Origin of the sequence: Pseudomonas syringae group sp. J254-4 (genome assembly GCF_032586855.1) — a bacterium.
Classification (GTDB): Bacteria; Pseudomonadota; Gammaproteobacteria; order Pseudomonadales; family Pseudomonadaceae; genus Aquipseudomonas; species Aquipseudomonas amygdali.
The window spans coordinates 129,852-151,965 of sequence record NZ_JAWHOO010000015.1 but is presented as its reverse complement, the minus strand read 5'-3'; the positions used below and the strand labels follow the sequence as shown (position 1 = coordinate 151,965).

21 protein-coding genes and 1 pseudogene are annotated in these 22,114 nt (G+C 59.0%); 10 read left to right on the top strand and 12 right to left on the bottom strand.

Annotated elements, in window-relative coordinates:
* Positions 1-276: 276 nt before the first annotated feature.
* Together RYB09_RS18515 and RYB09_RS27285 are read right to left on the bottom strand one after the other, a co-directional pair.
* The gene (locus tag RYB09_RS18515; RefSeq protein WP_410478318.1) at positions 277-1,407 is read right to left on the bottom strand and encodes a methyl-accepting chemotaxis protein; all 1,131 of its coding nucleotides are present in this window, start codon (positions 1,405-1,407) and stop codon (positions 277-279) included.
* Positions 1,408-1,836, bottom strand: a pseudogene (locus RYB09_RS27285) (MCP four helix bundle domain-containing protein); the annotation flags it as partial.
* Between the two features lie 487 nt (positions 1,837-2,323).
* On the opposite strand from RYB09_RS27285, the gene RYB09_RS18510 reads away from it, so the two are divergent.
* Entirely contained in the window at positions 2,324-2,557 is a 234-nt protein-coding gene (locus RYB09_RS18510; RefSeq protein ID WP_002555595.1) for a hypothetical protein, read from the top strand.
* A complete protein-coding gene (locus RYB09_RS18505; RefSeq protein ID WP_005735052.1) occupies positions 2,554-2,856 on the top strand; it encodes a cell division protein ZapA in 303 nt (100 codons plus the stop codon). Before RYB09_RS18510 ends, RYB09_RS18505 begins: the two co-directional genes overlap by 4 nt.
* Before the next feature lie 13 nt (positions 2,857-2,869).
* On the opposite strand, the gene RYB09_RS18500 is transcribed toward RYB09_RS18505, so the two are convergent.
* Positions 2,870-3,583: a 3'-5' exonuclease gene (locus tag RYB09_RS18500; RefSeq protein ID WP_316889677.1), complete on the bottom strand. Its 714-nt coding sequence runs from the start codon at positions 3,581-3,583 to the stop codon at positions 2,870-2,872.
* A complete protein-coding gene (locus tag RYB09_RS18495) occupies positions 3,580-5,514 on the bottom strand; it encodes a putative nucleotidyltransferase substrate binding domain-containing protein (RefSeq protein ID WP_005735054.1) in 1,935 nt (644 codons plus the stop codon). The genes RYB09_RS18500 and RYB09_RS18495 overlap by 4 nt, the downstream gene beginning before the upstream one ends.
* Before the next feature lie 232 nt (positions 5,515-5,746).
* Between RYB09_RS18495 and RYB09_RS18490 the strand changes: the two genes are divergently transcribed.
* Positions 5,747-6,193 (top strand): response regulator, encoded by a 447-nt coding sequence (locus RYB09_RS18490; RefSeq protein WP_057403209.1) that lies wholly within the window; start codon positions 5,747-5,749, stop codon positions 6,191-6,193.
* Positions 6,194-6,259: 66 nt separating this feature from the next.
* Here the strand turns inward: RYB09_RS18490 and RYB09_RS18485 are convergent, their stop codons facing one another.
* Positions 6,260-8,437: a malate synthase G gene (locus RYB09_RS18485; RefSeq protein ID WP_058409554.1), complete on the bottom strand. Its 2,178-nt coding sequence runs from the start codon at positions 8,435-8,437 to the stop codon at positions 6,260-6,262.
* A gap of 321 nt (positions 8,438-8,758) precedes the next feature.
* Here RYB09_RS18485 and RYB09_RS18480 point away from each other — a divergent pair, with 321 nt between their 5' ends.
* On the top strand, positions 8,759-9,277 hold the full coding sequence (locus RYB09_RS18480) for a glycine cleavage system protein R (protein ID WP_058401030.1): 519 nt from the start codon (positions 8,759-8,761) through the stop codon (positions 9,275-9,277).
* Positions 9,278-9,295: 18 nt separating this feature from the next.
* On the opposite strand, the gene RYB09_RS18475 is transcribed toward RYB09_RS18480, so the two are convergent.
* The 4 genes from RYB09_RS18475 to RYB09_RS18460 form a co-directional block, all read right to left on the bottom strand.
* Entirely contained in the window at positions 9,296-9,598 is a 303-nt protein-coding gene (locus tag RYB09_RS18475) for an XRE family transcriptional regulator (protein WP_003379963.1), read from the bottom strand.
* The gene (locus RYB09_RS18470) at positions 9,598-9,951 is read right to left on the bottom strand and encodes a type II toxin-antitoxin system RelE/ParE family toxin (protein WP_316889673.1); all 354 of its coding nucleotides are present in this window, start codon (positions 9,949-9,951) and stop codon (positions 9,598-9,600) included. The genes RYB09_RS18475 and RYB09_RS18470 overlap by 1 nt, the downstream gene beginning before the upstream one ends.
* A 265-nt stretch (positions 9,952-10,216) precedes the next feature.
* A complete protein-coding gene (gene rarD / locus RYB09_RS18465) occupies positions 10,217-11,104 on the bottom strand; it encodes an EamA family transporter RarD (protein WP_057403205.1) in 888 nt (295 codons plus the stop codon).
* 211 nt (positions 11,105-11,315) lie between these two features.
* Entirely contained in the window at positions 11,316-12,290 is a 975-nt protein-coding gene (locus RYB09_RS18460; protein ID WP_058409553.1) for a serine/threonine protein kinase, read from the bottom strand.
* A gap of 194 nt (positions 12,291-12,484) precedes the next feature.
* Here RYB09_RS18460 and RYB09_RS18455 point away from each other — a divergent pair, with 194 nt between their 5' ends.
* From RYB09_RS18455 to RYB09_RS18430, 6 genes are read left to right on the top strand one after another with little or no spacing between them, the layout of a single operon-like run.
* A complete protein-coding gene (locus RYB09_RS18455) occupies positions 12,485-13,504 on the top strand; it encodes a substrate-binding domain-containing protein (RefSeq protein ID WP_122259560.1) in 1,020 nt (339 codons plus the stop codon).
* Complete coding sequence (locus tag RYB09_RS18450) at positions 13,488-14,489, top strand: ABC transporter substrate-binding protein (protein ID WP_316889668.1); 1,002 nt, start codon at positions 13,488-13,490, stop codon at positions 14,487-14,489. Before RYB09_RS18455 ends, RYB09_RS18450 begins: the two co-directional genes overlap by 17 nt.
* Positions 14,489-15,358, top strand: a complete 870-nt coding sequence (locus tag RYB09_RS18445) for an ABC transporter permease (protein WP_122259561.1) — start codon at positions 14,489-14,491, stop codon at positions 15,356-15,358. Before RYB09_RS18450 ends, RYB09_RS18445 begins: the two co-directional genes overlap by 1 nt.
* A complete protein-coding gene (locus RYB09_RS18440) occupies positions 15,355-16,149 on the top strand; it encodes an ABC transporter permease (RefSeq protein ID WP_002555581.1) in 795 nt (264 codons plus the stop codon). The genes RYB09_RS18445 and RYB09_RS18440 overlap by 4 nt, the downstream gene beginning before the upstream one ends.
* Positions 16,146-17,177, top strand: coding sequence for an ABC transporter ATP-binding protein (locus RYB09_RS18435; RefSeq protein ID WP_058401024.1), 1,032 nt, complete (start codon positions 16,146-16,148; stop codon positions 17,175-17,177). Before RYB09_RS18440 ends, RYB09_RS18435 begins: the two co-directional genes overlap by 4 nt.
* Before the next feature lie 24 nt (positions 17,178-17,201).
* Complete coding sequence (locus RYB09_RS18430; RefSeq protein WP_058409549.1) at positions 17,202-18,035, top strand: phosphodiesterase; 834 nt, start codon at positions 17,202-17,204, stop codon at positions 18,033-18,035.
* 268 nt (positions 18,036-18,303) lie between these two features.
* Here RYB09_RS18430 and RYB09_RS18425 read toward each other — a convergent pair whose 3' ends face one another.
* The 3 genes from RYB09_RS18425 to RYB09_RS18415 form a co-directional block, all read right to left on the bottom strand.
* Positions 18,304-20,220 (bottom strand): PhoX family phosphatase, encoded by a 1,917-nt coding sequence (locus RYB09_RS18425; RefSeq protein ID WP_316889666.1) that lies wholly within the window; start codon positions 20,218-20,220, stop codon positions 18,304-18,306.
* Positions 20,221-20,301: 81 nt separating this feature from the next.
* Complete coding sequence (locus RYB09_RS18420; RefSeq protein WP_316889664.1) at positions 20,302-21,066, bottom strand: TOBE domain-containing protein; 765 nt, start codon at positions 21,064-21,066, stop codon at positions 20,302-20,304.
* Between the two features lie 236 nt (positions 21,067-21,302).
* Positions 21,303-22,037 (bottom strand): ComF family protein, encoded by a 735-nt coding sequence (locus tag RYB09_RS18415; RefSeq protein ID WP_316889662.1) that lies wholly within the window; start codon positions 22,035-22,037, stop codon positions 21,303-21,305.
* Positions 22,038-22,114: the final 77 nt, after the last annotated feature.

The window sequence follows — 22,114 nt, the reverse complement described above, 5'->3', positions numbered from 1 at the left end:
GTTCTCGACGCTCTGCGTCGCCAAGAGGACGCGGAGCGTCCAGAAAGGCATGCGACGCGGAGCGCCGCACGATAGTTGCGATGATCGTTCCCACGCTCCAGCGTGGTAATGCAGTTCGCGACGCTCTGCATCGCCAAGAGGACGCGAAGCGTCCAGAACGGCATGCGACGCGGAGCGCCGCACTATAGTCGGGATTCAGCGTGGTAATGCAGCTCTCGACGCTCTGCGTCGCAAGAGGACGCGGAGCGCCGACACGCTAGTTGAGTTTTCGCGTGTTTAAAGCGCGAAGCGCGACACCATGCTGTTGAGGTCCACGGCGAGGCGTGACAGCTCGGTGCTGGCCGCGCTGGTCTGGTTGGCGCCGGTGGTGGATTGTGCGGACAGGTCGCGGATGTTGACCAGGTTGCGGTCCACTTCGCGAGCGACTTGCGCCTGCTCTTCGGCAGCACTGGCGATGACCATGTTGCGTTCGTTGATCTCTTCTACCGCGACGTTGATGGTGTTCAGCGCCAAGCCTGCGCCCTTGGCGATGTTCAAGGTCGATTCGGCGCGTTCTGTGCTGTTGCGCATCGAGCTCACCGCCTGCTCCGTACCGCTCTGAATGCTACCGATCATGCGTTCGATTTCACTGGTCGATTGCTGAGTACGGTGCGCCAGGGCGCGGACTTCGTCGGCGACTACAGCAAAGCCACGCCCGGCCTCACCGGCGCGTGCAGCCTCGATGGCGGCGTTAAGGGCGAGCAGGTTGGTCTGGTCGGCCAGGCCGCGAATCACATCCAGCACCTTGCCGATATCACGCGATTCACTGGCCAGGTTGATGATCAGTTCAGCAGTATCTTTCACATCACCGCTCATGCGTTCGATGGCGCTGACGGTTTCCTGAACCAGATCACGACCGTCGCCAGCAGATGTCGCAGCATTGCGCGACGCTTGGGACGTGCTGACGGCATTGCGTGCGACTTCTTCCACGGCGCTGGTCATCTCGTTCACCGCGGTGGCCGCCTGCTCGATTTCGTTGTTCTGCTGCACCAGCCCGCGTGCACTTTCGTCGGTGACAGCATTGAGCTCTTCAGCAGCCGAGGCCAGTTGCGTGGCCGAACCGGAAATGCCCTGCAACGTATCGCGCAGCTTGTCCTGCATGGTTTTCATGGCCAGCAGCAAACGACCTGCTTCATCGGTGCCGTCGATCTCGATCGGCCGGGTCAGGTTGCCTTGCGCGATGGTCTCCGCTGCATGCAGAGCTGTGGCAATCGGCGTGGTAATACTTTTGATCAGCATCCAGGCAAACACGATGGTCAGCAGGGTGGCAGCGATCAACAGTCCGACGACCAGATTGAATGCCGAATCGTACTCGCTGGACGCATCCTTCTTCACCTGGTTCAACTGAGCCGTGTTGAACTCCACCAGTTTGCTGAGCACAACATTCATCTGGTCGGAGTTGTTGAGCATTTCGTTATTGAGCAGGCCCTGCAATTCATCGATCTTGTTGGCGCGAGTCAGGGTCTTCAGGCGCTCTTCAAGCTGGCGATATTGTCCCAGCAGTTGTACGTACTGGCTGTAAAGATTGCGCTCGTCGGGATCGCTGATGAGCTTCTCGTAAATCGCCTGAGCGTCAGTGATCTGCTTGTTGCGCATCGCCATCAACTCGATGGTTTTCTGCTGGGTTTCCGGGTCGCGGTTGACCAGCAATCGATAGGACAGAACGCGCAAACGAATGCTGACTTCAGCGAATCGGTCAAGGCTCTTGATGCTCGGCACATTGTTGTCGGCCAGCACTTCAGTGGCGCCACGGATCTTGCTCATCTGAGACAGTGCAAATACACCCAGAATCAACATGAGTGTGCCGATCATGGCAAATCCAAGAAACGCTCGGGGCGCGATGTTCATATTTCGCAGGGACATAGAAAGCTTCCAGGGTCAGGTACGCAATCCATGCGATTTAACGGTGAAGGGAATGCAGTGAATGGCTGCCTATCGGTCATGCGACTAACGTCTTGAGTCAGCAGGCACTAAATATTGACGACTTATTACTGGCGGTTATTTTTGAATATGACAAACATTCGCACAAACCCTTGAAAAGACTGGGTTGAGGGGGATTAGGGTGATGTCAGTTTGCTCATTGGCTGTGCGCATTTGTCGCAGTTCGGGACGGTCTGACGAACAGCAGGAACCGGATTCCGAATACGTAGTCACAAGCCCCCTACGCGTCTACGTTATGGACATGTCAACGTCATGACAGATCAGTATCAAAGCCTGAGCGCTGGCATGCGCAGCGACTTTTCTTTATCGTACGCGCCCGTTGAAATTTGCTCGAGAAATCAAAATGTTGGAAGCCTCCCTTAGCCAATTGGAACAACTTGTCGGTGATCTGGTGCAACAGAACCAGGCCCTTCAAGACACAAATGCACAGCTCGGTGCCGAGCTGGCAAAAGCCAAGGACGAGAACGAGAACTTGCAACTGAGCCTGATGGAGCAGGAAGAGAAGCAGGGCAGCACCGCCGCCCGTATCCAGGCACTGGTTGACCGCGCGACCAGCGCAAGTGCTGTTGGCGCATGAACGTCGATGGCAACGGTGTAACCGTTCTCACCATTCTGGGTAATGAGTACTCGGTCAAAGCCCCGGCCGGTGAAGACCTGACCCTCATGAAGGCCGCCGCGATGCTCAACGCGTCGCTGGCCGACACCAAGCGCAAATACCCGACGTTGATCGGCGACCGTCTGCTGGTTCTGGCAGCGCTGAACCTCTGTTCGCAGCAAATCGAGCTTGAGCAATTGCACAAGGTCGAGCTCAAGCGTTACCGCGAGCAGGTGGACGCGACGGTGGATGTAATCGCCAAGACCATTTCCCAGAGCTGAGCGCAGGTCGCAGTCAAAACGAGTGCGATTGTTTACGTCTGCGCCATTGCCCAAGGCGCTCTTCCAGTAGCCGCGGGCTGTCGATCTGCTGACGACGGGCGTGGCTGAACAGAATCAGCGCCAGCTCTGCGGTGACCAGTGCATCAGCGCTGGCGTTGTGACGCTCTTCGGCATGCAGGCCAAAAAACTGCGTCCAGTCGTCCAGCCCTGCGTGACGCAGGTTGGCTTGTTCACAGAGCATCGGGGCTATTTCTGCGGCATCGAAAAACGGATGCCGCAAGCGGTAGTCCAGGCTTTCTTTCAGTGCGCGCGACAGCATGTGCTGATCGAACGGCGCATGAAAACCCAGAATCGGGCTTTCGCCGACGAACTCCATGAAATCCAGCAACGCCTCGGCCGGCTCGCTGCCCGCGGCAATCGCACTGGGCGCCAAACCATGAATAAGCACGGCCGGGCTGACCTTGTGGTCGACGCGCAACAGCGTACGCTCGAACTGTTGACCCAGATCGATGGCACCGTCTTCAATTACGACCGCACCGATGGACAGCACTTGATCGCGGTTCATGTTCAAGCCGCTGGTTTCAAGGTCCAGCACGACCCAGCGCTGTTGGCGCAACGGCTTGTCGCTGAGGGGCGCGCAGACCGGCAGCTTTTTGAGGCGATCCAGTTGATGCGCTTGCAAGGGTGTCTTTTTCGCGCGCGGCTTGAGCCATTCGAACAGGTTCATAGTTGATAACGCAGGGTCAGGCTGGTTTGCAGTCGCTGCGCCTGGCGAAACGATTCGCGCAGAATGCGTCTGTCCAGATGGTTGAGCGTGTCAGGGTCGATGCGGTTGGAGTAAGGAAGGTTCTGGCGGCTTTGCAATTGATGTTGCTGCATGCGGGTCTGCTGAATGAAGTGGTACGCCTCTTCATACGCAGCGCCATCCAGGGGGTCGATGACTTCACGTTCGACCAGTTGGCGCAGGCGTTCCTGGGTATTGTTGACGCCGACACCATTGGCAAGCGCCAGCAGGCGCGCACCGTCGACAAAGGGCGTCAGGCCTTCGGTCTTGAGGTCCAGGGTGTCTTTTTCGCTGCCTTTGCGCGCCAGGACGAAATCCTTGAAGCGGCCCACCGGCGGCCTTTGGCGCAGTGCGTTCTCGGCCATCATGCGCTGGAACAGCTTGTTGTCTGCTACCTGATCAAGAATGCCGCGGCGCAGTTGCTCGCCGCCGCTCTCATCGCCCCAGACCACGCGCAGATCGAAATAGATACTCGATGCCAGCAGGTTCTCCGGAGTTGCCTCGCGGATAAAGGCTGCAAAGCGCTGTGACCATTCGAGCCGGGACAGGCACAGGTCGGGGTTGCCGGCCATGATGTTGCCCTTGCACAGGGTAAAACCGCACTGTGCCAGGCTCTGATTGATACGTTCGGCAATCGGCAACAATAACGTGCGGATCTGCTCTGCCTCCGCCGCATCGCTGGCTTCAAACAGAATGCCGTTGTCCTGATCGGTATGCAGCGTCTGCTCGCGACGGCCTTCGCTGCCAAAGCACAGCCAGCTGAATGCAATGCCGGGGTCGCCATTTTCTGCAAGCGTCAGCTCGATCACGCGGCACACGGTGTGGTCATTGAGCAGGGTAATGATCTGGGTTATCTGGGTCGAAGAGGCACCATGGGCCAGCATGCGGTCGACCAACTGGACGATATCGCCCCTCAAACCGGCGAGCGCCTCGATACGCGGCGCATTGCGGATGGTCCGCGCCAGGTGGACCAGATCGACCCGTTGCAAGGAAAACAAATCGCGCTCCGATACCACGCCACACAATCGCCCGTCTCTGACCAGGCACACGTGGGCGATGTGACGTCCGGTCATGGCGATGGCCGCGTCGAATGCGCTGGCGTCCGGGCTCAGATGGAACGGCGACAGGCTCATGGTGTGTCTGACCGGCGCGCTGAAATCGGCATTCACATCGGCAACTGCCTCACGCAGGTCGCGCAGGGTAAAAATCCCCAGCGGGGCCTGCTGCTCGTCGACAATCACGATGCTGCCTACCTGCTGTTCATGCATCAGTTTCACCGCGTCGCGCATGGGTGTTTCAGGGCTGCACATCACCGGGTGACGCATGGCCAGTTCGCCCAGACGTGTATTCAGGGAATACTGCGTGCCCAGGGTTTCAGCGGCGCGCTGCTGGACCTGCTGATTGACCTGATCCAGCAGGCTGCTGACGCCGCGCAGGGCAAAGTCGCGAAACGTTGTGGAAAGCGCGAATAGCTTGATGAAAGCCTGCTTGTTCAATTGCAGGCAGAAGGTGTCTTCTGCAGCCAGGTGTTCAGTGCGAGTGGCACGCTCGCCCAGCAGGGCCGCAAGTGGAAAACACTCGCCGGTGGTAATTTCAAATGTTGTTTCTGTGCCGCCTTTGGCAGAATGCGGACGTTCACCGACGATTCGCCCCTGCTTGACGATGTAAAAGTGCTCTACCGGGCCATCGCCAGGCTTGATGATGCTTTCATCCGCAGCATAGAACCGGAGCTGACACTGCTCTACGAGGTACGCCAGATGCGCGTTTTCCATCTGGTTGAAAGGCGGGAATTTTTGCAGAAACTGCATGGTGCCGTGTATGTTCTGTAGCACGGCTGTCTTGCCTGCCTGGGTGAAAGCATCTGCCTTGCTCATGGCCTGTTCCGCGTTCTTGTTATTGGTGCTCATGGTCGGCCGCTTGCAGCCAGGTGCCCATTGGACGTAAGTCTTACGCTTGAACCGAGTGACAGTGCCGTGCCTGCTGCGGCGTAACTGATTTGACGAACGCAATGGATTGCGAGCGAAGACTGGCCAGGATGCCGACGAAATGCATCGCAGATTTATCCATATCTGCTGTCGGATTAGTTCAGGGAATGATGAGATTGCAATGATTGATCACGATATTTTGAGCGATGAAGAGCGTAATGCCCTCCATGAGGTCATGCTCACGCCCGCCCGTGACGCACCGCAACGAGTTCTGATCGTCGATGACGACAGCGACGCGCGAGAGCTGCTGGCCGAAATTCTGAGCCTCAATGACATCAGTTGCATGACCGCACCCGGTGGCGACAGCGCGCTTGAAATGATCCAGACGCGTCAGTCCATCGGACTGCTGATCACCGATTTGCGCATGGCGCCTTTCGACGGGCTGGACCTGATCCGCAAGGTACGGGAGTCGGATCGCGCCGAACTGCCGATCATTATCGTCTCCGGCGATGCCAACGTGCGCGATGCCATCGATGCCATGCACTTGAACGTGGTGGACTTCCTGCTCAAGCCGCTTAACACCAAGCAACTGGTGAAGCTGGTGAAGCGGGAGTTGGGGATAAGTTGAAACGGTGAGCCTTTGCGGATTGCTCATCCGGCAAGGACAAGCACCCGCAATGGCTCAGACGACTCGTTACAGACCTTTACTAGCCTTGAACTCACGACGGCGGCGGTGCAACACCGGCTCGGTATAGCCGTTAGGCTGCCGCGTGCCTTCGATCACCAGTTCTACGGCTGCCTGGAAGGCAATGTTGCTGTCGAAGTCTGGTGCCAGTGGGCGATACAGCGGGTCGTTGGCGTTCTGGCGATCCACGACGGGGGCCATGCGCTTCAAGCTTTCCAGCACCTGAGCTTCGGTGACAACGCCATGACGCAGCCAGTTGGCCATGTGCTGGCTTGAGATGCGCAGCGTTGCGCGGTCTTCCATCAGACCGATGTCGTTGATGTCCGGTACTTTCGAGCAACCCACGCCCTGATCGATCCAGCGCACTACATAGCCAAGAATGCCCTGTGCGTTGTTGTCCAGTTCGTTCTGGATTTCTTCGGGCGTCCAGTCGGTGTTCGGCGCCAGGGGAATGGTCAGAATGTCATCTACCGATGCCTGCTCGCGCTGAGCCAGTTCGGCCTGGCGAGCGAACACATCGACCTTGTGATAATGCAGGGCGTGCAGCGCGGCCGCTGTAGGCGAGGGCACCCAGGCCGTGTTTGCGCCAGCCAGCGGGTGGGCAATTTTCTGTTCCAGCATGGCAGCCATCAGGTCGGGCATGGCCCACATGCCTTTGCCGATCTGCGCACGACCTTGCAAGCCGCATTTCAGGCCGATGTCGACGTTGGAGTTCTCGTAGGCACTGATCCATTTCTCGGCTTTCATCTGCGCCTTGCGCACCACCGGGCCCGCTTCCATCGAGGTATGGATTTCGTCACCGGTGCGATCGAGGAAGCCGGTGTTGATGAATACCACGCGCTCGCTGGCTGCCTGAATACAGGCTTTGAGGTTGACCGTGGTACGGCGTTCCTCGTCCATGATGCCGACTTTCAATGTGTTGCGCGGCAAGCCCAGGACCTGCTCGATACGCCCGAACAGTTCGTTGGTAAACGCGGCTTCCTCCGGCCCGTGCATCTTCGGTTTGACGATGTACATCGAGCCGCTGCGGCTGTTGCTGCGCGAGGTATTGCCGTTGAGGTTGTGGATCGCAGCCAGACTGGTCAACAGGCCGTCGAGAATACCTTCCGGCACTTCATTGCCATGCTTGTCGAGTATCGCGTCGATGGTCATCAAGTGACCTACGTTGCGAATGAACAGCAGCGAACGACCGTGCAGCGTGGCTTCGCCGCCTTGTGGCGTGGTGTAGACCCGGTCCGGGTTCATGGTGCGGGTGAAGGTCTCGCCGCCTTTGGACACCGATTCCGCCAGATCGCCTTTCATCAGGCCCAGCCAGTTACGGTAGACGACCACTTTGTCGTCGGCATCGACGGCCGCAATGGAGTCTTCGCAGTCCATGATGGTGGTCAGCGCGGCTTCCATGAGGATGTCTTTCACGCCTGCCGCATCGGTTTGGCCAACCGGGCTGGAAGCGTCGATCTGCAATTCGAAATGCAGCCCATTGTGCCTGAAGAGCACGGCGAACGGCGCTGAGGCATCACCCTGGAAACCCACCAGTTGTGCATCGTCGCGCAGGCCGGTGTTGCTGCCGCCCTTGAGGCTGATGACCAGTCTGCCGTCGATCAACTTGTAAGCAGTCGAATCAACGTGCGAGCCAGCCGCCAAAGGGGCAGCCTGATCGAGGAACGCGCGGGCGAAGGCGATCACCTTGTCGCCACGCACCTTGTTGTAGCCCTTGCCTTTCTCCGCGCCACCTTCTTCGCTGATGGCATCGGTGCCATAGAGCGCGTCATACAGCGAGCCCCAGCGGGCATTGGACGCATTGAGCGCAAACCGTGCGTTCATCACCGGCACGACCAGTTGCGGTCCGGCCATGGTGGCTATTTCTTCATCGACGTTTTGCGTGGTGATCTGGAAGTCCGCTGCTTCTGGCAGCAGGTAGCCGATCTCCTGAAGGAAGGCTTTGTAAGCCGAGGCGTCGTGAGCCTGTCCGGCACGCGATTGGTGCCACGTGTCGATCTGCGCCTGCAATTCATCTCGTTTGGCGAGCAGTGCCTTGTTCTTTGGCGCAAGGTCGTGGATCAGTTGGTCCGCACCGGCCCAGAACGCAGTGGCGTCGATGCCGGTTCCGGGTGTGGCTTCGTTCTGCACGAAGTCGAACAGGACTCTGGCGACTTGCAGGTCACCGACTTGAACGTACTCAGTCATTGCACTTGCCTCACTCTGCTCAGCAGGGTCGAGCACACTCGGGGAGCGCTCTGTTATTGATCTTGGTGTCATGTAGTGCGAGATTTCGGATACTACATGAGCCGCCGTCGCGTGAAAACGTCGCTGAATATGTCACTAAACGACTGGATATTCATATCGGGTCACGATGATATTCATTGTGCTCCCAAAAGCGCTCGGGATTGTTCCATAAAGCGTGGTAAACGGTACACGATTTACCGCGCACGGGCTGCCCTCGGGTCTGTCTATACTCGTGCGACCGACGCCGTTTTCAAATCACCTGCACAGAAAGAGGAATTGACCGTGGATCATCTCGTCGTAACGCTGGTTGCTCCCGACAAACCGGGTCAGGTCGAACGTATCGCGCAGTGCATTGCCGAGCAGGGCGGTAACTGGCTGGAAAGCCGCATGTCGCGCATGGCCGGGCAATTTGCCGGGATCCTCAAGGTGGGTGTCGAGCCGGAAAAGTACGATGACCTGATCAAGGCGTTGAACGCACTGTCAGCCCACGGCATTCGCATGCTGTTGGCTGAAAGCGTGATCGAGACAACTGCCCCGACCCAGTTGATCAGCATGCAACTGGTCGGTAACGACCGTCCCGGCATTGTGCGCGACATCACCCGCTTGCTGGCCGGGCAGGGCGTTAACGTCGAACACTTGATCACCGACGTTTCCCCTGCGCCCATGAGCAGCGAGTTGCTGTTTCACGCCGATGCCGTGCTGGGCGTACCGCTGGGCTTGTCGCTGGATGACCTGCAGGCAGGGCTTGAGACCCTGGCTGATGATCTGATGGTGGAGTTGGTGTTGGGTGGGGAAGCGTGACTCCTGTGTTGATTATGTTCAGGCGCGTTTGGCTTCTTGTTCCGGCACCAGTCTGACCTCCACCCGTTGACCCAGTGCTCTTGCAGCGCTGGCCAGTGTTGCAAGGGTCATCCCGGGATCATTCTGATCCAGAGCGCGGTCTACTGCCGTTCGGCTTGTGTGCATACGCTCTGCGAGAGCCTTCTTGGTAACCTTCTGCTGTTTCATGACTTCAGCGATTTGCCAGGAAATAACTCGTTTGAGGGCCGCGGCAGAAACTTCCTCGGCAAAGCCTTGCTCGGCAAGAAAGTCATCGAAGTCAGAGCCAATATGCTGGTTCATTACTTGTTCCTCTTAAGTGCTGCTTTGCGCTGTCTGGCAGTTTCCAGATCTGATGCGGGAGTTTTTTCGCTTTTCTTGATAAAGCCATGAAGCAAAACCATTGAGCTTGCTTCAACGGTGAACAGTACTCGTGCAATTCTTTCCTTCAAATCAACTCGGACCTCCCAAAGTTCGGGCTCCATTTTACGGACCACAGGCATGCCTATTGGCCATCCAAACTGAACAGTCTTGATGTCCGTGCCTACTGCCTTACGGTCATCGCGTGGCAAATTGGTCAGCCATTCGCGTACGGGCTCATTGCCCGCTTCGGTGTAGAAAAACTTAACGTTTAAAGTGGGAGGATATTTATTCATAGTCGAGTGTACCAAAAAAGGTGCACTATTCAACCAGAATATAGGCCTATTCAGGTTATCCAAGTTAACCGTGCACCTGCCTGTGGATAACCTGGGGGAATAGCCTTGCGCGCCACGTTCGCCGTGGCTTGGCGAAAGTTGATCAAAAAACCAACAGTTTCAAGGGCTTGTGCACAGATAAGGTTAGCCTGCCTGTGGATAACCCTTGGAGAACCTCTTGCAGGCCACGGGGAGCGTGGTCTGCAAGGGATTGTGTGTTTTTTGATCAGCTGCGACCGCGGGATTTCAGCCAGATATCCACACTGTAGATTGCCAGCCCCGCCCAGATAAAGGCGAAGGTGATGATGGTGCTGGTGGTCAGATGCTCGCCATACAGCAGTACGGCCAGCAGCAGGACCAGCGTGGGCGCAAGGTATTGCAGGAAGCCCAGGGTGGTGAAGGGCAGGTGGCGGGCTGCGGCGTTGAAGCACACCAGCGGGATCAGCGTTACCGGGCCTGCGGCTGCGAGCCAGAGGGCCTGGGTGGTGGTCCAGAATTGTGCTTGTGCGCTGATGGCTGTCGGGTTGAGTGCCAGCCAGATCAATGCCAGTGGCACCAGCATCCAGGTTTCCACCACCAGGCCAGGGAGGGCGGCAACCGGGGCTTTTTTGCGGATCAGGCCGTAGAACGCGAAGGTCAATGGCAGTGCCAGCGACACCCATGGCAGGCTGCCCACGTGCCAGACCTGTTGGGCGACACCAATGGCGGCGAAAGCGACCGCCAGCATTTGCAGGCGCCTGAGCCGTTCGCCCAGTAACAACATGCCCAGTAGTACGTTGACCAGCGGGTTGATGTAATAGCCGAGACTGGCTTCAAGCATGCGGCCGTTGTTCACGGCCCATACGTAGACGATCCAGTTGGCCGCGATCAGCGTGCCGCTCAGTGCCAGCACGGCCAGTCGCTGTGGGTTGTTGCGCAGGTCACGCCACCAGCCGGGATGCTTCCAGAACATCAGCACAATCGAGCCGAAGAGGGCTGACCAGAGCACACGATGGATGATGATCTCGATGGCCGGAACGGCGGAGATAGCCTTGAAGTAGATGGGGAACAGGCCCCAGATGATGTAAGCACTCAGGCCCAGAATGTATCCACGGCGTGGATTGGCAGCTTGCATGGAGCGTCCCTTTAATACAGAAATTTCCGGTTTTATTGTGGGGTGATGCGGTTGATGGTTTTGATCGTACTCACGCTGGAGCGCTCGATGTTATACACAGGTTCGACTGATTCACGACATCTGTGCCGCGCCGCTTGCTCAGGATCGGACGCGGAGCGTCCAGAACTGCATGCGACGCGGAGCGCCGCACGATAACCTGGGGCTCATCAGGTCAAAACAGTTTCAACGGCTCTTCATTCAGCGCTGACATCTGCTCACGCAGGGCCAGGATATGGTCGCCCCAGTAACGCTCGGTGCCGAACCATGGAAAGCTGTGCGGGAACGCAGGGTCGTCCCAGCGACGGGCGAGCCAGGCGCTGTAGTGCATCAGGCGCAGGGCACGCAGTGGTTCGATCAGGGCCAGCTCGCGTGGATCGAAATCATGAAATTCGTTGTAGCCGTCCATCAGTTCCGACAACTGGCCGAGGCGTTCCTGACGATCACCGGCCAGCATCATCCAGATGTCCTGAACGGCGGGGCCAAGGCGGCAGTCGTCCAGGTCAACGATGTGGAACATTTCGTCGCGGCACATCATGTTGCCGGGGTGGCAGTCGCCGTGCATGCGAATGTTGGTGTGCGGCGTGGCGGCGTAAACGTCTTCGACACGCTTGAGCAGATCGCGGGCTACCGACTCGTAAGCTGGAAGCAGGCTGCGCGGGATGCAGTCGTTTTCCAGCAGGTAATTGACCGACGCATGGCCGAAGTTCTTCACGCCCAGTGCCTCGCGGTGCGCGAACGGTTTGGTCGAGCCGACCGCATGGATACGCCCCAGTAACTGGCCCAGGCGATACAACTGATCCAGATTGCCCGGCTCCGGCGCGCGTCCGCCCCGGCGCGGGAATAACGTGAAACGAAAACCGGCATGTTCGAACAGGGTTTCGCCGTTATGCACCATGGGCGCGACAACGGGCACTTCGACCTCGACCAGCTCGTAGGTGAAGCTGTGTTCTTCAAGGATGGCTTCGTTGGTCCAGCGTTGTGGACGATAGAACTTGGCGATCAGCGGCTGACCGTCTTCGATACCGACCTGATACACGCGGTTTTCGTAGCTGTTGAGTGCCAGGATGCGGGCATCGCTGAGAAAACCGATGCTTTCGACAGCATCCAGAACCAGATCGGGAGTAAGTGTTGCAAACGGGTGAGCCATGACTACTCCTGCGCGCAGCAGGTTGCCGCGTCGGACCGCTGATGGTAACGCAGACCGGTCCCGGTTCGCTAAACCCCTTCAGTTTAAAGTGCCCAAGGGTCGAGTTGTCACCAAACGGTCATCCTCCGGTCGCTGTTTAGCCATGTTCGCCACTTAGAGTTGCCGCCAATGAGATCGATCTCAAGCGAGCGACCATGACTGATTTGAAAGAAGTTGCACGACTGGCCGGGGTTTCCCGGGCCACCGCTGCACGTGCCTTCGCAAACCCTGAGGTGGTGCGAGCCGAAACCCGCGAGCGAGTATTCGTCGCTGCCCGTGAACTTGGCTTTCGCCCCAATCGGTTGGGCAGACAGTTACGTCTGCAAACCACCAATCTGATTGGCGTCATCGTGCCAAACCTGCTCAACCCGGTGTTCGCCGAGCAGTTTCAGGCCATGGAGCGAGCGGCGCGGGCGCGGGGCTACAACCTGTTGCTGGCGACCACCGACTACAGCGCCGAGCGTGAAAGTGCCGTGGTTGAAGAATTGCTGCGCCAGCGGGTCGACGGGCTGGTGCTGACCGTAACCGACGCCGAGCACAACCGTGTGCTAGAGAGCCTGGCCATCGAGGACACGCCGTTCGTGCTGGCTTATCACCAGACCGACAATGAGGATTACAGCGCTGTGTCTGTGGATAACCGCGCAGGCATGGCGCTGGCGACGCGGTATCTGATCGACGCCGGCCACCGGCGTATCGCCATGGTCGCAGGCCCGGTCATGCAGTCCGACCGCGCCCGTCTGCGTTACGAAGGCTATCGCGATGCCATGAACGAGGGTGGGCTTGAGGCGCGCCCGGTGATTGAAATGCCTGCCCATACCAACGCCGACTTCGCCGCGCTCGAACCGTTGTTACATGGTCCGACTGCGCCAAGCGCGCTGGTCTGTTCCAACGATCTATTGGCTATCAGCCTGATTGCCGAATTACGCCGCAATGGTTGGGGTGTTCCCGAGCGTCTTTCGGTCATCGGCTTCGACGGCATCACGCTGGGCACGCAGATGCACCCGACGCTGTGCAGTGTGGTTCAGCCGATTACCGAACTGGCGCACATCGTCATCGACCAGTTGCTGTCGCGGATTGCCGGCGCGGCACCGGTTTCTCATTGTCTGCCGTGCCATATCCGGCCCGGCGAAAGCACCCAGCCCTACCAGGAGATGCTTCATGCTCAGCCTCAGTAAAACCCTCGCGGCACTGCTGTTATGTAGTGCGGCCAGCCTCGCCCAGGCCGCCGAAACCGCCATCTGTTACAACTGCCCGCCTGAGTGGGCTGACTGGGGCACGCAGCTCAAGGCCATTGCCGACAGCACCGGTGTACAAGTGCCGCTGGACAACAAGAACTCGGGGCAGGCGCTGGCGCAGATCGTCGCCGAGCAGGCCGCGCCGGTCGCAGACGTGGTGTATTACGGCGTGACCTTCGGCCTGCAAGCGCAAAAGGCTGGTGTGGTCGATACCTACAAACCCAAGCACTGGGACGACATTCCCGCAGGCCTGAAGGACCCTGAAGGGCACTGGTTCGCCATTCATTCCGGCACGCTGGGCATCATGGTCAATGTCGACGCACTGGGCGGTCTGCCGGTGCCGCAAAGCTGGGCGGATCTGCTCAAGCCCGAATACAAGGGCATGGTCGGCTACCTCGACCCCTCCAGTGCATTCGTCGGGTACGTGTCCGCCGTTGCGATCAATCAGGCCATGGGCGGCACACTGGACAACTTCGGCCCGGCCATCGACTACTTCCAGAAGCTGGCGAAGAACTCGCCCATCGTGCCCAAGCAAACCGCTTATGCACGCGTACTGTCCGGTGAACTGCCGATTCTGGTCGACTACGACTTCAACGCCTATCGCGCTCGCTACAAGGACAAGGCCAACGTCGCTTTCGTGATTCCCAAGGAAGGCACCATTGGCGTGCCGTACGTGATGAGCATGATTGCCAAGGCACCGCACCGCGCCAATGCCGAGAAGGTGCTGGATTTCGTCCTGTCTGACGAGGGCCAGGCGCTGTGGGCCAAGGCTTATCTGCGTCCAGTGCGCTCGAAGATGTCTGCCGACGTGGCCGCGCAGTTCCTGCCCGACAGCGATTACGCTCGTGCCGGTGTGGTGGATTACCAGCACATGGCTGCCGTGCAGGAAGCCTTTGCTGCCCGTTATCTGCGTGAGGTGAAGTAATGTCAGCCTCGCCGGGACACGCGCTGGCTCTGCACAAGGGCGGATTTATGAGGCTGCGGCTGCGCCCGACCGCTGCGCTGGCGCTTGCTCCGGCGCTGGCGGTATTGCTGGCATTCTGGCTGCTGCCGCTGACCCACCTGATCCTGCTCGGCGCGCAAGGCGCTGACGGCAATGGCAGCGGTTACTGGCAGGTGTTGAGCAGTGCTCAATACCTCGGCAGCCTGGTGCAGACCTGTCTGCTGGCACTGGTGGTCACACTTGCGGCGTTGCTGGTCGGCGGTATCAGCGGTGTGTTTCTGGCCCGTAACCAGTTTTTTGGGCGCTCTGCGCTGGTGGCGCTGCTGACCTTTCCGCTGGCGTTTCCTGGCGTAGTGGTGGGCTTTCTGGTGATTCTGCTGGCCGGTCGCCAAGGCATCTTCGCGGCACTCGGACTGGAGCTGGCTGGCGAACGCTGGATATTCGCCTACTCACTGACCGGTTTGTTCATTGGCTACCTGTATTTCTCGATTCCGCGCGTGATCCTCACTGTCATGGCCGCTTGCGAAAGCCTGGACCGCAGCCTTGAAGAAGCTGCGCATTCGCTGGGTGCGGGTCATTGGCGGGTGGTGTGCGATGTGATCGTTCCGGGGCTGGCACCCGCGCTGGTGTCCTGCGGTGCGATCTGTTTCGCCACATCGATGGGCGCATTCGGTACGGCATTTACGCTTGGTACACGCCTGAACGTCACGCCGGTGGCGATCTACAACGTGTTCACCAATTACGCCAACTTCACCGTAGCCGCCGCGCTGTCGGTGATCCTCGGGCTAGTGACATGGGCGGTGCTGTTGCTGGCTCGTCGCATGGTCGGGACATCAGGGGTTGCCCTTTGAAACGTTCTCCATTGTTTGCTGCGCAACTGGCATTCACGTTACTGGTTTGTGCGTTCATGCTGGTCCCGGTAGTGCTCTCGCTGCTTGCCGGGCTGACCCGCAATTACTTTCTGGGCCTGTCGAGCGGTTTGACATTCGACTGGCTGGTGCAGGTCTGGCAAGCCTATTCACCGACCGTCTGGTTGTCGCTGCAACTGGCTGTGGCCTGTGCGATCTGCGTATGCCTGGTCGGCGTTCCTGCGGCGTATGCGCTGGTACGCATGAACAATCGCTTCAGCCGGGCCTTTGAAGAACTGATGGTTCTCCCCGTCGCCATGCCCGGCCTGGCCAGCGCCCTGGCGTTGCTGCTGACCTACGGCCAGTTCGGCAGCTTTCGCAGCAGCTGGCTGTTCATTCTGGTGGGCCATGTGTTGTTCACATTGCCGTTTCTGGTGCGCCCGGTCATGGCGGTCATGCAGCGTCAACAGTTGCCGGTGCTTGAAGAGGCTGCCGCCAGTCTGGGCGCCGGGCCGATCAAGCGTTTTTTCAGCGTAGTAGTACCGAACTGCCGGGCCGGAATTCTGGCCGGTGTGCTGATGGTTGTGACCCTGTCGCTGGGCGAGTTCAACCTGACATGGATGCTGCACACGCCCATGACCAAGACCCTGCCGGTCGGTCTGGCCGACAGCTACGCCTCAGCCCGACTGGAAGTCGCCAGCGCCTACACCCTTCTTTTTCTGTTGCTGATTGTGCCGCTGCTGATTGCGTTGCAGGCCATCAGTGCGCGTCTTGCCCGTGGAGAGAGCCGATGAGCGGAACCACCATTCGCCTGAAAGGCTGCCGCAAGGCATTTGCCGACGGCACCGTTGCTGTACAGGATTTGCACTTGACCATCGAGCCTGGCGAAACGCTGGCGATTCTCGGTCCGTCCGGTTGCGGCAAGACCACCACCTTGCGTCTGATCGCCGGGCTGGAGCGGCCGGATGTCGGTCAGGTGCTGTTCGATGATCAGGACGTCACGCGCCTGCCTATCGAGCGGCGTGACGTCGGGATGGTGTTTCAGAACTATGCGCTGTTCCCGAATCTCGACGTGGCCGGCAACATTGTTTACGGCCTGAAGATTCGCGGCCTGTCGCCTGTCGAACGAAGCAAGCGTTGCGATGAGTTGCTGGAACTGGTTGGCCTGACCGGTCACGGTAATCGTCGTGTCAACGAACTCTCCGGCGGTCAGCGTCAACGGGTCGCGCTGGCTCGGGCACTGGCACCGCGTCCTCGGGTGCTGTTGCTCGACGAGCCGCTGGCGGCACTGGATGCGCAGTTGCGTGAGCGCTTGCGCAGCGAGCTCGACCAGTTGTTGCGTGGGTTGGGCATCACCTCGGTGTTCGTCACCCACGATCAGGGCGAAGCCATGGCCCTGGGCGACCGGATTCTGGTCATGGAAAAAGGCTGCGTGTCGCAGTTGGCAACGCCCAGAGAAATCTATCAGCAGCCGGCCAATGCGTTTGTCGCAGGGTTTGTCGGCAACCTAAATGCGTTCAGCGTGGTCGAGCGCACACCTGCCGGTCTCAAGGTAAGCGGCGGCGAACTGCCATGGAGTGGCGCTGATCTGCCGGGCACGGTGTATTGCCGCCCGGAGCATCTGCGTTTGATGCCGGAGCGCGGGCACCTTCAGGGTCGCCTGGTCGGGCAGTTTTTTCAGGGGGCGCAAAGCCGCTTGCTGGTCGATGTCGGTGGTCCGCAACCACTGTTGGTAGACAGCACCGACAACGTTATTCACGCCGCCAACGCTGCCATCGCCTTGAGTGTCGAGCCGCAGGCGCTGTTCACCCTGCATTCGTAACATCGTTTCCGTAGAGAGATTATTTTGAATCGTCCGTTTCTTATTGCCCAGATCAGTGACTTGCACCTCAAAGCCGACGGCCGTCTGACCTATGGCGTGGTCGATACCCTGGGTGCATTGCGCCGCGCAGTCGCACACATCAACGCCAGCAAGCAGCGTCCTGACATTGTGGTGATCAGTGGTGATCTGGTGGACTTCGGGCGTGAGGACGAATACGCCGTGCTCAAGCCTGAGCTGGAACGCCTGCACATGCCGTTCTATCTGGTGCCCGGCAATCATGATGATCGACACAACCTGCTGGCGGCGTTTGCCGAACAGGTGTACCTGCCATTGTCGGCCAGCGGACCTCTGGACTGGGTTGTGGAAAAGTACCCGGTGCGGCTGATCGGCATGGACACGACCATTCCCGGCGAACATGGCGGGCAACTGGATTACTGTCAGCTGGACTGGTTGCACGCGCAGCTGTCACGTCGTCCTTATGTGCCGACGGTGATCATCCTGCACCATCCACCGTTCATTTCCGGCATAGGGCACATGGACCGCGAACCCTTCGGCAACGCGTCGGCGCTGGAGCGTGTGATTGCCCAGCATCCGCAAGTGGAGCGTTTGTTGTGCGGGCATTTGCATCGCCCCATGCAGCGGCGTTTTGGTGGCAGCGTGGCAAGCATCTGCCCTGGCACCTCACACCAGATCGTGCTGGACCTCGACGACGCCGCGCCTGCCCATTTCAACCTGGAACCGGCCGGCTACGTGCTGCATCGCTGGCATTCGGAACAGGGGTTTGTCAGTCATAACGCCGTGTTCGGCGACTATGAAGGGCCATACCCGTTCTACGATGTGAACGGGTTGATTGATTAATTGATTGCTCATCGCTCCCACGCTCTGCGCCCGGCGTCATACTCAAGTCTTGATGAGCCCGGAAAGCGGGGCTCGACGCGCAGTATCAGGCGGAGTAAAGATCCTTGTGGGAGTGAGCTTGCTCACGAAGACGGTGTTTCAGTCGATGCATTTTCGACGATCATACAGCCCTCTTCGCGAACAAGTTCGCTCCCACGGCCTCCGGCCAGAATCAATAGCAGACCTTTATGTAACGATCAGCGATCTGCGTCCTCTTCCTGATTGCCGATCAGGCGCCGATAACGCCGCCATCTTCCCGGGTAATCACCATCACCGATGAGCGCGGTTTGCCGTTTGGCAAATGCTCGGGGAACGTGGAGCCACCGTTTTCACCGGGATGCTGGATGCCGATGAACATCGTCTTATAGTCCGGCGCAAAGCTGATGCCGGTGATTTCGCAACCGATCGGCCCGACCAGAAAGCGACGAATTTCGCCGCTGGCAGGGTCGGCGCAGAGCATCTGGTTGTTGCCCATGCCTGCAAAATCGCCCTTGTTGCTTGAGTCGCCATCGGTCTGAATCCACAGCCTGCCGGCTTCATCAAAGCTCAGGCCGTCGGGGCTATTGAACATGTTCTGCGCGTTGATATTGCTCGACCCGGCTTGCGGCGTACCGGCATGCACAGTCGGGTTACCGGCGACCACGAACAGGTCCCAGTCGAAGGTCATCGCTGAAGGATTACTGTCTTCTTCGCTCCAGCGCAGGATCTGTCCGTACTGGTTCTTGGCGCGCGGATTCGGCCCGCCTACAGGCTGACCCTCTTCGCCGCGTTTGACGTTATTGGTCAGTGTGCAATAGACCTGACCGTCCTTGGGACTGACCACGATCCACTCCGGACGGTCCATCCGCGTGGCTTTTACAACGCTGGCCGCCAGGCGCGCATGGATCAACACTTCTGCCTGATTATTGAAACCGGCAGCCGCGTCCAGGCCATTCTTGCCATGAGTCAGTTCGACCCACTGGCCCTTGCCTTTCGGATGATCCGGATTGCTGTCGCCTGCATCGAACTGCGCCACGTACAAGGTGCCGTGGTCAAGCAGGTTACGGTTGGCTTTGGGGTTCTGATGATCGATCTTGTCGCGGCTGATGAATTTGTAGATGAACTCGCCACGCTCGTCGTCGCCCATGTACACCACGGCGCGGCCACCCTTGGTTTGGGTGAACGCTGCATTCTCATGCTTGAAGCGACCGAGTGCGGTGCGTTTGACCGGTGTGGACTTGGGATCGAACGGATCGATCTCGACCACCCAGCCATGACGGTTGACCTCATTGGGGTTTTTCGCAACGTCGAAGCGTGGGTCGTGCGGGTGCCAGTTGATCTCCTTGCTGGCGGCAACCACGCCATAGCGCTTCATGCCGGCGTCGAACTTCTGCTCAGCGTTGCTGCTGCCGAAGCAATCAGTGAAGTTCTCTTCGCAGGTCAGGTAAGTGCCCCACGGCGTCTGGCCGCTGGAGCAGTTCTGAAATGTGCCGAGCGCCTGAGTGCCGGTCTTGTCGGCATCCGTTTTGAGCCAGTCGTGCCCGGCTGCCGGACCACTCAGGCTGATCGGCGTGTTGCCGTGAATGCGACGGTTGTAGCGCGAGTCCTGAACGAACTGCCACTTACCATTGTGCTGTTGCACTTCGATCACGGAAACGCCTTCTGCAGCCAGTGCCTTTTGCACTTCTTCAGCCGATTGCGGCTCTTTGCCATGATCGAAAAGGTAGCGGTAATTGGTGTATTCGTTGTTGATCGCCATCAGTGCGCGATCCTTGTGGCCTGGCATCGGGAACAGGCACATGCCGTCGTTGTTGTCGCCGAACTGCACTTCCTGAGCCTGGGCCGTACCCTTGCCGCTCGGGTCGAAAGCCGGGCCGCCTGCCTGTAAAGGGTGGCCCCAACTGATCAGAACGGATGAGGTATAGCCTTGCGGCAGGCTGATGCTGTCGGCAGTGGCGGCAGGGATGCTCTGGAAGCCCAGCAGTGTGCCGGACGCTGCGCTGACGCTGCTCGCGAGAACCGTGCGGCTCAACAGGTTGCCACCCAGAAACATCGCTGCGCCGCACAGGGCACCTGCGCTGATGAAGCCGCGGCGGGTGAGGCCGACCTTGTCTGTGCCGACCAGGTTTTCCAGATCGGTGGTTTGATTTTCTTCTAATAGTTTCATTATCACGGCTCCCTCGAATATGGCAGCCACCTTAGTGCGCGCATATGACGGAATTGTGTCGCGGTAATGACTTGCCGACGCTTACATCGGTATACCCAGCAACACCAGTGAAGCGGCAAATCTTGCCTGCACCGTGGCACCGGTTTTCAGCCGCTGTGCATGCAGGTGCTCAGGTGTCGCCAGGGCGCACAGCGTCTGGCCGCCGGGGAGTGAGATGCGTACTTCGCTTGGGCCATCTTCGGCGTCGGTCACGCTGTCGATTCGGCCGATCAGGCAATTGTTTCCATTTGTTTCTTCGCCGTTGTCTGCATGCAGTTCCAGCCAGCCGGCCTTGATCAGTGCAACCACCTCCGTGCCGTTTTCCAGCTGCAGACGCAGAGTGCTGTAATGGGTGACCTGTGCTTCGATAAACACCTCACCAGCCAGTTGCAGGCGAACCTGATCGTTGTGCCCATGACGGGTGATGCTGACGATCCGCCCCAGCAACTGGTTGCGTGCGCTGGTGCGCAAGGTCAGACGATTGAGCAGGTCAAGGTCGCTGCTGTCTTCGGCCGCTTCCAGCACCTGCGCCTGCAATGCCTGCACCCGCTGATAAAGACGCAGCACTCGCTCGCCCTCTACCGACAGCTTTGCGCCGCCACCGCCACGTCCGCCGACACTGCGTTCTACCAGCGGCTTTTGCGCCAGATTGTTCAGCTCATCAATGGCATCCCAGGCCGCCTTGTAGCTCAAGCCTGCGCTTTTCGCGGCACGGGTGATCGAGCCCTGTTCGGCAATGTGCTGCAACAGCGCGATACGTTGCGGGCGGTGAACCATGTGTTGCGTCAGCAGGGTGGGTAGCGACATGGCGATCTGCGATGGTCGAGTAGGAGAGGGCAGTATGATCGCTCTCGTGCATGACGTCGAAACCGGACGCGGAGCGTCCCGCGATATTATTTCAATTGACTATCGTGCCAATGCTCCGCGTTGGCATGCCGTTCGTGACGCTCTGCGTCACAATTCTGCGCCGCACTGCACGCTCAGGATCGGAAGTGGAGCGTGCAAGCGATGAGCGTCTTGAGGTTCCTGAGCATAGCGCCCAATCAATCGCCCGGCTTCGGCGTTCTGGCCAGGCAATACACGTCCACTCTTTGTGCGCCGGCCTTGTTAAGGAGTCGCGCAATGACCTCTGCCGTCGAACCGGTGGTCAGGACGTCGTCCACCAGCGCCAGGTGCTTGCCCTGCACCCATTCGGGATCAACCAGGGTGAAGGCGTCGCGCAGGTTGCGTTTGCGTGCCTTGGCGTCCAGCCCTTGTTGCGCTGCTGTCTCCCGGCTGCGCAACACATGGTGTTCGTCAACGGGCAGCTGCAACTGTTCACCCAGCCACCCGGCCAGCATCGCCGCCTGGTTATAGCCGCGCTGGCGCAGGCGCTTGTTGGCGAGAGGAACAGGAATCAGGTAATCGGGACGTGGCAGGTCTTCCTCGAAACGGTGTTGTAGAAACTGCCCACACAGTTCGGCCAGCAGGCGTCCCATCGGCCATTTACCGTTATGTTTGAATCGGGTAATCAGGCTGTCCACCGGGAAGTCGTACAGCCACGGCGCGATGACCTGCGCAAATCCGGGAGGGCGCTTGCAACATTGCGCGCAGCTCATGCCGGAGATGGGTAACGGCAGCGCACAGCAGTCGCACTGGCTGCCCAGCCATGGCAGCTCGGCTTCGCACGGCACGCAGACAGGCATTGGCACCTCGCTGCGCTCATCGCATAACAAACAGTTTTGTTTGTTTTTTAACCAGATGTAAACCTCGTATTGGCGGTTGGGTTGACAGCGCATGGCTCTTCCTTAAATATGCCCGACATCCGTGTAGCGCATGGTGCCTTTACGCCCTCGCGCATTGCCCAGAAACACCA

Bases quoted from the DNA above. Each gene is read 5' to 3' on its own strand.
- RYB09_RS18510 (WP_002555595.1), top strand. From the start codon at position 2,324: ATGTTGGAAGCCTCCCTTAGCCAATTGGAACAACTTGTCGGTGATCTG.
- RYB09_RS18505 (WP_005735052.1), top strand. From the start codon at position 2,554: ATGAACGTCGATGGCAACGGTGTAACCGTTCTCACCATTCTGGGTAAT.
- RYB09_RS18500 (WP_316889677.1), bottom strand. From the start codon at position 3,583: ATGAACCTGTTCGAATGGCTCAAGCCGCGCGCGAAAAAGACACCCTTG.
- RYB09_RS18495 (WP_005735054.1), bottom strand. From the start codon at position 5,514: ATGAGCAAGGCAGATGCTTTCACCCAGGCAGGCAAGACAGCCGTGCTA.
- RYB09_RS18490 (WP_057403209.1), top strand. From the start codon at position 5,747: ATGATTGATCACGATATTTTGAGCGATGAAGAGCGTAATGCCCTCCAT.
- RYB09_RS18485 (WP_058409554.1), bottom strand. From the start codon at position 8,437: ATGACTGAGTACGTTCAAGTCGGTGACCTGCAAGTCGCCAGAGTCCTG.
- RYB09_RS18475 (WP_003379963.1), bottom strand. From the start codon at position 9,598: ATGAACCAGCATATTGGCTCTGACTTCGATGACTTTCTTGCCGAGCAA.
- RYB09_RS18470 (WP_316889673.1), bottom strand. From the start codon at position 9,951: ATGAATAAATATCCTCCCACTTTAAACGTTAAGTTTTTCTACACCGAA.
- rarD (WP_057403205.1), bottom strand. From the start codon at position 11,104: ATGCAAGCTGCCAATCCACGCCGTGGATACATTCTGGGCCTGAGTGCT.
- RYB09_RS18460 (WP_058409553.1), bottom strand. From the start codon at position 12,290: ATGGCTCACCCGTTTGCAACACTTACTCCCGATCTGGTTCTGGATGCT.
- RYB09_RS18455 (WP_122259560.1), top strand. From the start codon at position 12,485: ATGACTGATTTGAAAGAAGTTGCACGACTGGCCGGGGTTTCCCGGGCC.
- RYB09_RS18450 (WP_316889668.1), top strand. From the start codon at position 13,488: ATGCTCAGCCTCAGTAAAACCCTCGCGGCACTGCTGTTATGTAGTGCG.
- RYB09_RS18445 (WP_122259561.1), top strand. From the start codon at position 14,489: ATGTCAGCCTCGCCGGGACACGCGCTGGCTCTGCACAAGGGCGGATTT.
- RYB09_RS18435 (WP_058401024.1), top strand. From the start codon at position 16,146: ATGAGCGGAACCACCATTCGCCTGAAAGGCTGCCGCAAGGCATTTGCC.
- RYB09_RS18425 (WP_316889666.1), bottom strand. From the start codon at position 20,220: ATGAAACTATTAGAAGAAAATCAAACCACCGATCTGGAAAACCTGGTC.
- RYB09_RS18420 (WP_316889664.1), bottom strand. From the start codon at position 21,066: ATGTCGCTACCCACCCTGCTGACGCAACACATGGTTCACCGCCCGCAA.
- RYB09_RS18415 (WP_316889662.1), bottom strand. From the start codon at position 22,037: ATGCGCTGTCAACCCAACCGCCAATACGAGGTTTACATCTGGTTAAAA.